The organism is Noviherbaspirillum sp. L7-7A (genome assembly GCF_019052805.1).
Taxonomy (GTDB): domain Bacteria; phylum Pseudomonadota; class Gammaproteobacteria; order Burkholderiales; family Burkholderiaceae_D; genus Noviherbaspirillum_A.
In genome coordinates this window covers 3,439,253-3,449,920 of record NZ_JAHQRJ010000001.1, presented here as the reverse complement: position 1 = coordinate 3,449,920, position 10,668 = coordinate 3,439,253, and the positions used below count along the sequence as shown (strand labels likewise).

The following is a 10,668-nucleotide window of genomic DNA, read 5'->3' as shown; positions in this document are numbered from 1 at the left end:
CCTTACCGGTAGTCGGCTACCGAGTACCGTCAATGTTGGTCTTATTAGACTGAAACAGACCTTCCTACCCCGCAGCCTAGATCTAGCCTTCTCGCTGAAGTACCGGCGCTGATTGACCAGCAACGCCCAGCATCAGACCAGCTAAATCCCCATGACCGCAAAGTCATGGGGATTTTTGCTTTCTGAAACACCTACATACCGCCGGAGATAACCATGACAAAAACGCTCGCCACGGATGCATCCCCACCAAGTACCGAACCATCCAATCACTCCGGTACGGCCACGCCGGAAGCCGCCATTCCGCAATCGTTCTGGCTTCTCAAGGAAGGCACGGCTCCCAAGCTGGGCGCACGTGCCGAAGGCAGCATCAGCTACAGCGTGCTCGCCTGCAAGGAACGCCGGCAGCTTTTCATCGCCATCACTGGCAACAAGGGCGGCGGATATTTTAGTAAAGAGCATGTAAGCATCTCGAAGATCGAAGCTTGTTTGGACTCCTCCTCATCCGCCAAGCCCTCTACATCAAAAACCTTCAAGGAAGCCTTCATCAGCCGCAGCAGCAACAACGCTGGATTTCTAGCCGCCGTAATGCGTCACGAAGGATTGTTAGCAGCAGCGCCGGGGGCCGAAACACAACATGTTCATTCTGGAGAGTGGGCTGCGTGGAAAAAAGCGATGCTCGCTGAAGCCGGGCAGCTGATTGAGGTCGGCATAGAGGATGCTGATAAAAAGCCGCTCCAAAACGAGCTAGTTCAGAGTCCCACGGAACACAAGAAAACACTGTCCCTCCCACGCAAGCAATAGCCACGCGCAGCATTCCTGGCGGCAGGCTTGAAAATCATCGTGAACGATCCGGAATACAAAGCGCGTTGGCAAAGTTTAACTAGGCATCAGTCGCGAACGTGAGCTGCCGCCCGCACCAACACCTCAAACAGTCCGGTTATTTACCAGCCCAAACGCCCGAGGGTCCTCCACGGATCTCCGGGCGCTTTTCATTTCAATTTACCAGCCCGATGCTTTAATTATGACCAGTAAATCGCCCTACCCCGTCCTAACTTGGGTACGCAATACCGAGCGGCGATGCGCCGCAGGTGAACCACCAATTCGCTTTTATCGGCTATCCAACTACAACTTCGTACTGCGCTTTGTCACTTACCTCAATCATTTCCTTTGCGGCCAGCCTGGGGCAAAAGGATGTATGACACCCCACCCCCGAAAGGATAAGCAATGAACTTAACATCCCTAAATTTTTCGATCATCGTCAACTGGAAGCCGAAGGGGTTTGGATGTGCCAAGGCCTGCTCATACTGTTCCTGGTCCCACTCTCCGCTTCTTCCGCACGGTGCCCAGAGCGCTGCAGACATCTCGGCTTTCATCCGCGACTGCAAGAAGTCGTTCATCACAATCAGCGGCGGTGCCGAACCGCTTTATAGGTTCGACGAGTATGGCAGTCAGCTGCTTGAGATGATTCGAACCATAAAGGCGCATGGCTTCAAGGTGCGGGTCATCACACGGGAGGTCCAGCATGTCAGCAAGCTCAGAGGCATTGTTGATCACTTCTCGGTCTCCCTGGACGCGGATGTACTGGCCCAGTTACCGCTATACCAGGGAGATTGGTCTGACATGGACGTTGAGTATTCGATGGTCATGCCGCCCCTTCCGACGCAAGAACTTGCCCTACTCCGGCCTCAGTACGCTGCCATGCGCAGCCAGCTAGGCAAGCGCCTTGTGCTGCGCGAAAACCTCAATAGCATCTACCCTGTCGACCTCACCCAGTTGTCATTCGGGCACAGCGGTATTGTGTTTGTCCCGAAGGCGCTGTGCCTCAGTAGCCGGTATCTATCCACGATTGACTGCGTCGGACACGACATCGTGCAGGATAACGAGGGATTGGCACGGTACCTGATGGGCAATCCTGACGTGTACCTGTTCGGCGGCTTCGTCAAGCATCTGGCCAATCCGGTCGTGCACATGGAGTACGGAGACATCGATGCCATTGCGCTGAGTGAGGACGTCCTGGAAACGCTCAGGAAACAATTCGCTTTCACGTTCAAAGAGACATCGCCAAACGGCGCCTACCCACGCTATTTCCTCGGCAAATCCACAAAGGCAGGAAAGACGATCCAGCTCATCCTGATGAACTCGCAGGCCGATGCACTCCGTTTCATCCACAGCGCCCAGTACGACGTGGACCGGATTGGATATAGCGACCAGCAGTTTTACTTCGATCCGGTTATGGGTGAAGGCCGCATACGCCAAGCCATCAACTCGAAACAGGTAAGCCTTGTCCCGGGCTTGCGAGACATGGGTCTCTTCCATACCCAACGCCCGCAGATCGAACAGCGGCACAAGGTCAAGCTGCTACGAAAGGGCTTCACCATTTATGACAACCACCCCAATCCATTTATCTAAAGGAATCGAACCATGCAAGCAAGAATCTATGCAACCCAAGACGCACTCGAAACAGCAGAGGCCATCAAGGACCTCGATTACCACAGCCGTATGCTGCTGACCGACGACGAGGCAGCCGATCCGTCCACAAAGCCCGGCTATTACCTTAAAAACGCCAACAAGCTGAAGTTAGCACTCCTCCCCGCAGATGCAAGGGTAGGGATCTGCCTTTCCCCAGAAGACCCCATCACATTCCGACGGCACGTCAGCATGCCTGCCAACCTGCGCGGGTGCATTTTCGAGAAGGCACCGCATCTGCCGCCTAGGTACGCCGATATCGTGACGTACTGGTCCGGAGAGCCCATCAACGCGAATGCAAGCGGTGCCGTATATTTCCAGAATCCACTTAACGAGTACATGGTGGACCTAGCCGCTATCAGTGACGCCGACGACGATCTAGCGGTCCTGGCGGCAGCGCCGGTGGACCGCCTGCTGTCGGAAGGAATCGTCGTCTGCATCAGCGGCGTCGAGGATCTGATTTCCGACCTCTCTCTGCGTCACTTCATCGAAGTCAGGATACCGGTCAGCCAAGACATGCTCGGGGTGGAGCCGGATGACTTCCGCTCGGACAAGGCGTATGACCTCAGCGCCGAACAGCAGTGCGAACGCATCTTCATCAGTGTGGCGGACATTATTTGCTCGCCGGACCGCGACCGCATCTACATAGACCTAATCCGTCACGAGCTATTCGACTACGGATTCTTCTACTGACCTGACCTGGATCATCGCTGCTTCCCTCCTATCCCTCCTCGCTTCCCTCCCACCATCTGCAATGCCCTTCTCAGCAACAAGTCCCTGAGGTCCGCATCACCCTCATCAGAAGCTACACCCAGTAAGACCCCCATAGACCAGGCTCACGACGTGTCCTGAGCAGCATCTCAGGTACGACCCGGTCGCAGCTATTAGGCGCCGATTATCGACTCCCTTTTTGGCGGTCGTTTGCAATAACGGCGACACATTGCCGGGCCCTGCTTTGGGTCACGCGAAGCGGCGACGCTCTACCAGCGCTTTCCTATTTCCTGTCTACATAACCTACTCGTACGGCAATCGCTTGCCTATACATTCTCAAAAGGATCCACATGCACTCTGCTGCTCTTGTTCTGCCAGATCAGTCCACGGTACTTTTCCCACTTGGCCAGATCGTTGCGACCCCTGGTGCGCTGCGCCTTTTGGAGCAGCATCAGGTATCTCCAATATCTCTTCTCACCCGACATGTCCAAGGCGATTGGGGCAGCATCGGCCCTGAAGATGCTGCCTCAAACAACGAGGCAATCCGTCAAGGCAGCCGTATTCTATCCAGCTACTTTGTTCATGGAGATCATCGCGTATGGATTATTACCGAATGGGATAGGTCTATTACCACCCTACTTTTGCCATGTGAATACTAAGGCGCGTGCACCACCCTGCACCCTGCCGGATGTTCCAGCATGTGCAGAGTGAAACCGCAGGTGCTGCATCTTTCTTCGTGCTGCAGTAGCGCAGGTGACTTCACTAGGTCGCGCAAGGGAAATCAATAAGGAAAGAAGCCCACTGGTCTTACGGTTTCTCCGTACGAATCTGCAACGACGGACCTCAAATCATCGCTCCGGTGCTTCCATAACTTTATGGGGGTTGCCTCCCTCCCTCCCTGCATCACGGCCGGTCCCTGCATCACGAAGCAGTTCGCGGCAGTCAGGATGAACTGCCAGCCGCCCGTGCTTTAGGGAGGGAGGGAGGCAACTTCTTATAAGGCTGAGAACAGGTACGGTGCGGGTTGACCGGAAATGGACCGGAAGCCGCCGCAGCTTGCCCCCGATATCAACCGCAGAAACCCAGACAAGTTTGCGAGTGCACGGCCTATGCAGAAGCCTTGCCTCCCCTCGCCCTCCAGACACAGGGTCTAGTGAAACCACTCCCAAGAAAAATTTTCGGAAGGACAAACAAATCTTGTTGACAACACTTTCTACCACGTAATATATTTCGGTTACGCGTGACGCACACGATCAGCGTTCTGTCGATAAAGGGCAGAAACATCGTGCCCATGACCGCGAGTTCGAGCGAGTGAATCTTGCACGAACGAACCTAGCCACTTCACCAGGCTTTATAACATTCGACAGCGTATTTTTAGCTGATCCATCGCACAGAGCTTTTCAAACGCTCTCCCGCAGCAAGAGTGCTGCCTAACACGGCCTGGGTTTCCCATTCCGTTATGGCAGTTCCTGCTGACTTCGCGACACGTTCAATCGCACCGTTCAGTAGCGCACAAAGCCCCGTTGGCACAGGATGCTTTCCTATGGCGTTATCGAACGAGCAAGCGGCTGCTACGCCCTGACCAGAGGCCGTACGTAATAACCCTCCGCAGACATGAAAAATCCCTTTCCTTGGAAAGGGCGTGCCGAACGCTTCAGGGGCGATGGCGTTTGCGCTTCCCGCTGAAGTCATGACCCTTAAACGACATGGCGGCAACGCTGCCCATTAGGAGTTGAACATGGCAAAGAACATCAGCATCACAACCAACAGCGATACCAACACCGGCAAAAGCAGCAAAAAGGTGAAATTCACGAACGCAATCTGCAAGCAACTGGCGGGGCCTTCCATTGATTCGGCCTCAAAACAGACCGAGTACACCGACACAGTCACCAGCGTGAAATTTATGGTCTCAAAGGGGGGCCGCCTGCGCACGTGGTTCATGCGCTATACCTACAATGGCCGTAAGCGCGCCATCCGCATCGGGGAGTTCCCCTTCGTAACCGTGGAGGAAGCAAGGAATCAATACATCGAGTACCGTGCGATGCTGGAAAGGAATGTCGACCCACAGGCGGCAAGCGACGTGCTCAAAGCGATGCCGACGCTCCGCGAGTTTGCGGGAGGCGAATATCTGCCCTTCGCCAAGGAGAACAAGCGATCGGCCAATATGGACGAAAGCAAGCTTCGCCTTCACATCCTGCCCGTGCTCGGCGACAAGCGGCTGTGCGACATTACACGGTACGACCTGGAGATGTACCTAACAAAGATCGCGAAGAGCCACTCGCCCGCCACCCGCAACAGGCACTTATCCTTGCTCTCTCGTATGCTTAACCTAGCAGTCGACTGGGACAGGGGTCTCGAGAAGAACCCGTGTAACGGGTTGAAGAAGCTGCGTGAGTCGAGCAATGTCGGGCGGGCTCTCAAGCCTGAAGAAATCATAAGGCTGCAGATGGCCCTCAAGGACGAACCGAACCGGCTTGCGGCTGCTGCGCTGACGCTGCTGATGTACTCGGGGCTGAGGCACATGGAAGTGCTGACACTGCGCTGGGAGCATGTTGACCTCGTGGAGAAGCAGCTGTTTCTGCCCCACACGAAGGCCGGCAAGTCACGGTACGTGTCGTTAAACGAGATAGCGATCGATACGCTGAAGGCCATCAAGCGGGTGAAGGACTGTCCGTGGGTTTTTCCCGGAAAGGATCCTAAGAAGCCCATGAATAACATCCGGAAGGCGTGGGTGCGGGCGCTTGCTGGGGCAAAGGTGAAACATGCTCGAATTCACGACCTTCGACACAGCTTTGCATCCGCCGCCGCGAGGGCTGGCCTGAGCCTATACACCATCGCGTCCATGCTAGGACATCATAGTCAGACAACCACTCAAGCGTATGCACATATCGCTAATGGTCCGGCTATGCGGAAGGCTTCGATGGATGCGGCGACAATGTTGTCCGACAACCGGTCGGGGTCGTAAAGCAAACGGCCAGCGCTTATCTAGTCTATGCGACTGCTCTTAATGCTTAAGCTGCCTGTAGCTGGCAGTTGGGTTGATCGAAGAGATTACAGCGATCGTGACGCGGTTTTCATTGATCATGGCACGCCAGGAGTATTGGCCTGGTGCGCCATTTTTTTCAGTCACCACAACAAATGAATTTTGCAAATTATTAGCAAAGGCTCTTGAAAACGGATTTCCCATTAGATACACTTTGAATCAGTAGCACCACGGAAAGCCGTTCACATTGCTGCCTGTCGCAGAACGGTATGTCCAGCAGCAATGCAAACCTAAGACAGAACGCCGCCCACTGCGCGGTCGACAACTCCCCGGGTCTTGTTCACGTAGCCTGTCGCTAGAACAAGCAAACCCAAAGGCTTCAAATACATGGACAGGCCGATACGCTATCAAGCGATCGTCCCTTTCGCCGGCAACTCAGGCAAATTATCAGATCTACCGGCCGACATGCGCGCTCCTGGTCACTCGCACGCAACGTCAATGGCCAAAGTGACCCGAGAAGCATTCTGTCAACCTGGACCTCCATCGTCGCGTGTATCGAACCAGATGCTTGCAGCGGTAAGGGAAAGCGTGCACACGGTGGCCCTCTTTCAAGCGGGCTAATTAAGCCGACGCAGGCAATGCTTCTCGATAAAGATTACGTCATGTCTTTCCATAGCTGGATGGGCTGACTGGATCTGACAGTGTAGGCACTGTGGTGCCCACCTTCAGAATCAACGCTAGCGTCGGCGTTAACTTGTCTTGGGAATCATAAAATGAACGCACTTACCGTCAACGTCGCAAAAACCTTTGCCTACAGCGTCTTCAACAGTGTTATCGATAATAAGCCGCAGCACGTGACAGCAACTTGGGCAGCTATCTGTGAAACATTAAGTACGCATGAGCTACGCGGGAATAAGAACGGGAAGGCCTTCTCTCCTGCCGAGTATGCGGACGGCAAACGACGCGGCAGCAGTAACGTGCTAAGGCTGAATCTGATTGCCGTTGACATTGATAACGGCAACATCAATGTGGTCAAGAAATATTGCGATGCTCAAGGCTGGGCATACGTCATCCATACAACGTGGAGCCACACGGCGAGCAGAGAATGCTTCCGCGTTGTGATTCAGCCGTCGCGCCCTATCCACCCACATGAATGGCCGGCAGTCTGGTCTGCACTCTACCACCCGCTAGGCGCCCAGGCCGATGTGATGACCGAGGATCTGGGCCGAGTATTTTTCCTGCCCAGCTGTCCCGAAAGTGGGAGTGCTGAGAAGTTCGTTTATATCAGCGACGGCACGACCCCTGCGGATGTCGACGCCCTGCTAGCGCTGCACCCTCAACCGATTACATCCCGTACGAAGTAAGGCTTCGCTTTGGAAGGCACCTCCCTCCCTCCCCATATCACGTTTGCCGCGCGTAATATGGGGAGGGAGGGAGGGTTACTTTCTTTAATTTGGAAATGGGGAGGAGTAAGCCATACTGCGTCAGGTGGTCTGGGTCGAAAGCTGGCACTTCAAGTCGAGAACCGTTTCCATTGATTTGGCGGCAGGTGTAGCTGATGATCACTGAGGTTAGCTCCCTTACTCGTGTCATACAATGCCAGGACAATTTTCGATAAAGCTTGCCGCTTATTTTTTTATTTAGATGTCATAACCTATTGAAAATGCTTTTCCCCTCAGATACGATTCTTTTCAGAAATACCACGGAAGGGCGTTCACAGTAGCTTGTCGCTAGAACGAGCCAACCCAAGAAACTGCACATACATAGACAGGCCGACACGTTAGCGCGTCCGTCATCTCGCCAAGCAACTGGCGCACAACTTACATACCTATCGGCCGACACGCGTGCTTTTGGTTATTTACGCGCAATGTCACACACAGGCCAAATGACCTCGAGATGCGCCTGTGGTCCATGCCTGCATGGACCACAATGCCAACGCCGAAAGGCGCTTCCCGATGATGGATCATGGCCCCTTTTGATCAGGCAAAAGGCGCGGCTCATTGCGATCTGCTAATACGATCTCAATGACTGTCACCAGATCACACATAAGTGCGTTGGCCTTTATCTAACTAATTAAGGCCAAAAGATGATTACCGCTCTGAACAACGACACGATCGACTTCTGCTTCTTTGACCACGTTAAAGACAATCAACCGCAGCCGCAATCGGTGCCTGTACCAGAATTCCTCGAATTTTTCCAAACTCATGATATCCGCGAAGAGAAAGATGGGCTCGCATTTTCCCCGGTACGGTATAAACCCGGCTCCCTGCGTTGCAGCAGTGCTGTGCTCGAGCTGACGCTTGCTGTGCTCGACGTCGACGGCGGCAACAAGGATGCTGTAGTACAGAAATGTACTGACTTGGGATGGCCCTGCATTATTGTGTCCTCCTTCAGCAATACACGGGATAAAGAGTGCTTTCGTGTGATCGTCTTTCCGTCCCGGCCAATTCAGCCCCATGAGTGGCCTAAGTTGTGGGGGGGGATGTGCCATGTGTTGAATACAGAAGCGGACAGTAACGCGCGTGACGTCGGGCGCGTGTATTACGCGCCGAGCTGTCCGAAGAGCCGCGAAGCTGATAGCTTCGTGGTCACGCTAGAAGGGACAGCGCCCATGGATGTTGACGCGCTTCTCGCCTTGGATTTTGCACCCCGCAGGGCGGGTCGCAAGAAAGGCTCAGATGGAGAGCGGCTAACCTATCGGCAGATGGCCGAGCAAGCTCTGCAAGACCTGTTTTCTGGTCCCATATGGTTCTATCATGAGAACTTCTGGCTGTACCAGAACGGATACTGGCGCATCATTGATCTGAAGATCGATGTAAAGAAGCGTGTCTTAATGAAATTTCCTGAGCTGTCCGCAACCGGTGCCAACGAGGTCGCAGAAACAGCGAAACTGCTAGCGGCTGAACACGAAAGCCAAGACCCCGATGAAGGCGGCAGTGCCGTGAAAAGCACGTCACGATGGATTTGTCTGCTGAACGGGACGCTGGACCCGGTCACAGGGGTGCTGCACAAGCACGCAATGTTCCCGCGCATCCTGTCTGGCCTCAACATCGAATGGAGCCCTGCTGCTGAGGCTCCTCGCACCATGCAATTTTTTTACGAAGCCTGGGGCCAGGAACCGGACTACCAGGAGCGGGTGGAGTTCTTCCAGGAGTTCCTGGGATATCTACTTTACCCCAGCAATAAGTTCGAAACGTTCCTTTGGTGTACCGGGTCGGGTGCAAATGGGAAAAGCGTCGCGCTTGGCATGATGGCGGACTTGGTTGGCCAAAGGAACACGTCGTATGCGCACTTAGAACGCCTCAACCGTCCAGCAGTCCGGGCGACGCTGGAAGGTAAGATGCTCAACATCTCAACAGAGATGAGTGCCGAGGCAACCCTGGCGGACGGCTACCTGAAGTCAATCACCTCAGGTGAGGCAGTGGAGACAGAGCCAAAGTACAAAGACTCTTACTCATTCGTGCCGACGGTAAAACTGGTCGCGGCGACAAATCATCTGCCGCGGCTCAAGGATACCTCGGGCGGGTTCGCGCGAAGGGCCGTTATTCTGTCCTTCAACCGCACCTTCGGGCCAGAAGAACGCGACCCGGATCTCTCGCAGAAGCTCCGTGCTGAATTACCTGGGATACTCGCCTTCGCTGTAAGGGGCCTGCAACGACTGCTTAAGCGGGGCAGATTCGTACCACCTCCGTCATCTGTCACGACGGTAGAAACATACCGCACCGAATCTGATTCGGTGTCCCTGTTCAACGAAGAGTGCTTAACGCCATGTGAGACTGGCACCCCGGTGGGCGATCTGTACGCGGCGTACCGCGAGTTCTGCGCGAGAGGCGGGTTCCATCCGACCAATGCGGCTGTCTTCGGCCGTCGGCTCACGGAACTCGGAGTCGGCAAGCTTGGCAAGTCCTGCGGTAAGCCGATCCGGGCGGCCAAGCATCGTACCGACGCGGATGACCCTGATGGAACTGGAGAGACGCCCCTGAATCTGGCTGCATCGGCCAAACCCCGCTCGGGACGTACGAAGATTAGTATCGAGGAAGCGTTCGCAAGCTTCGACGAAACCGCAGGTAACGAAGAGCATCGGCAAGAGGCTGCTTAGCCAATCGGCGCTTACAAGCCCACTGATATGAACTTGTGAGGTCGGGTACCCACGCCAGTTCCGGCGTTGGTACCCTTTTCCTATATTGACGTATAACCGGTGCATAAATCAGTCAGTACGTCGAGATTCTGACCTAGGTCTTCTCCCTGCTGCGGCAGGTCCTCCCCCCGCCTTACATATCTTTGCTTCAGATGTTTTGACTGTGCTACCACTCCACGGTTTCGACCCCGGCATCCGACAGCACACTGGTCCGTTCTGCGCCTCTTGCTATGTCACAGCTCGACCCTAAGCGGCCTGTCAGCCGGGCCGATACCGGAAATTTGCAGTGCGATTCAACGTTGGAGTTGACCGGCACTCACTGGAATTGCCCACATGGCACATGCTCACCTACCACGCTACGTGGGGCAAT

At 54.7% G+C, this 10,668-nt stretch carries 6 protein-coding genes; all 6 read left to right on the top strand.

The features are described 5' to 3' along the window. Positions 1–213: 213 nt before the first annotated feature. On the top strand, positions 214–801 hold the full coding sequence (locus KTQ42_RS15655; protein ID WP_217346330.1) for a hypothetical protein: 588 nt from the start codon (positions 214–216) through the stop codon (positions 799–801). 423 nt (positions 802–1,224) lie between these two features. After that, the gene (locus tag KTQ42_RS15650; protein WP_217346329.1) at positions 1,225–2,409 is read left to right on the top strand and encodes a radical SAM protein; all 1,185 of its coding nucleotides are present in this window, start codon (positions 1,225–1,227) and stop codon (positions 2,407–2,409) included. A gap of 12 nt (positions 2,410–2,421) precedes the next feature. After that, positions 2,422–3,159: a hypothetical protein gene (locus KTQ42_RS15645; protein ID WP_217346328.1), complete on the top strand. Its 738-nt coding sequence runs from the start codon at positions 2,422–2,424 to the stop codon at positions 3,157–3,159. A gap of 1,756 nt (positions 3,160–4,915) precedes the next feature. Then, positions 4,916–6,142, top strand: a complete 1,227-nt coding sequence (locus KTQ42_RS15640) for a site-specific integrase (protein ID WP_217346327.1) — start codon at positions 4,916–4,918, stop codon at positions 6,140–6,142. A gap of 791 nt (positions 6,143–6,933) precedes the next feature. Beyond that, positions 6,934–7,524 (top strand): hypothetical protein, encoded by a 591-nt coding sequence (locus tag KTQ42_RS15635; protein ID WP_217346326.1) that lies wholly within the window; start codon positions 6,934–6,936, stop codon positions 7,522–7,524. Positions 7,525–8,246: 722 nt separating this feature from the next. Beyond that, positions 8,247–10,259 (top strand): phage/plasmid primase, P4 family, encoded by a 2,013-nt coding sequence (locus KTQ42_RS15630; RefSeq protein ID WP_217346325.1) that lies wholly within the window; start codon positions 8,247–8,249, stop codon positions 10,257–10,259. Positions 10,260–10,668 lie beyond the last annotated feature (409 nt).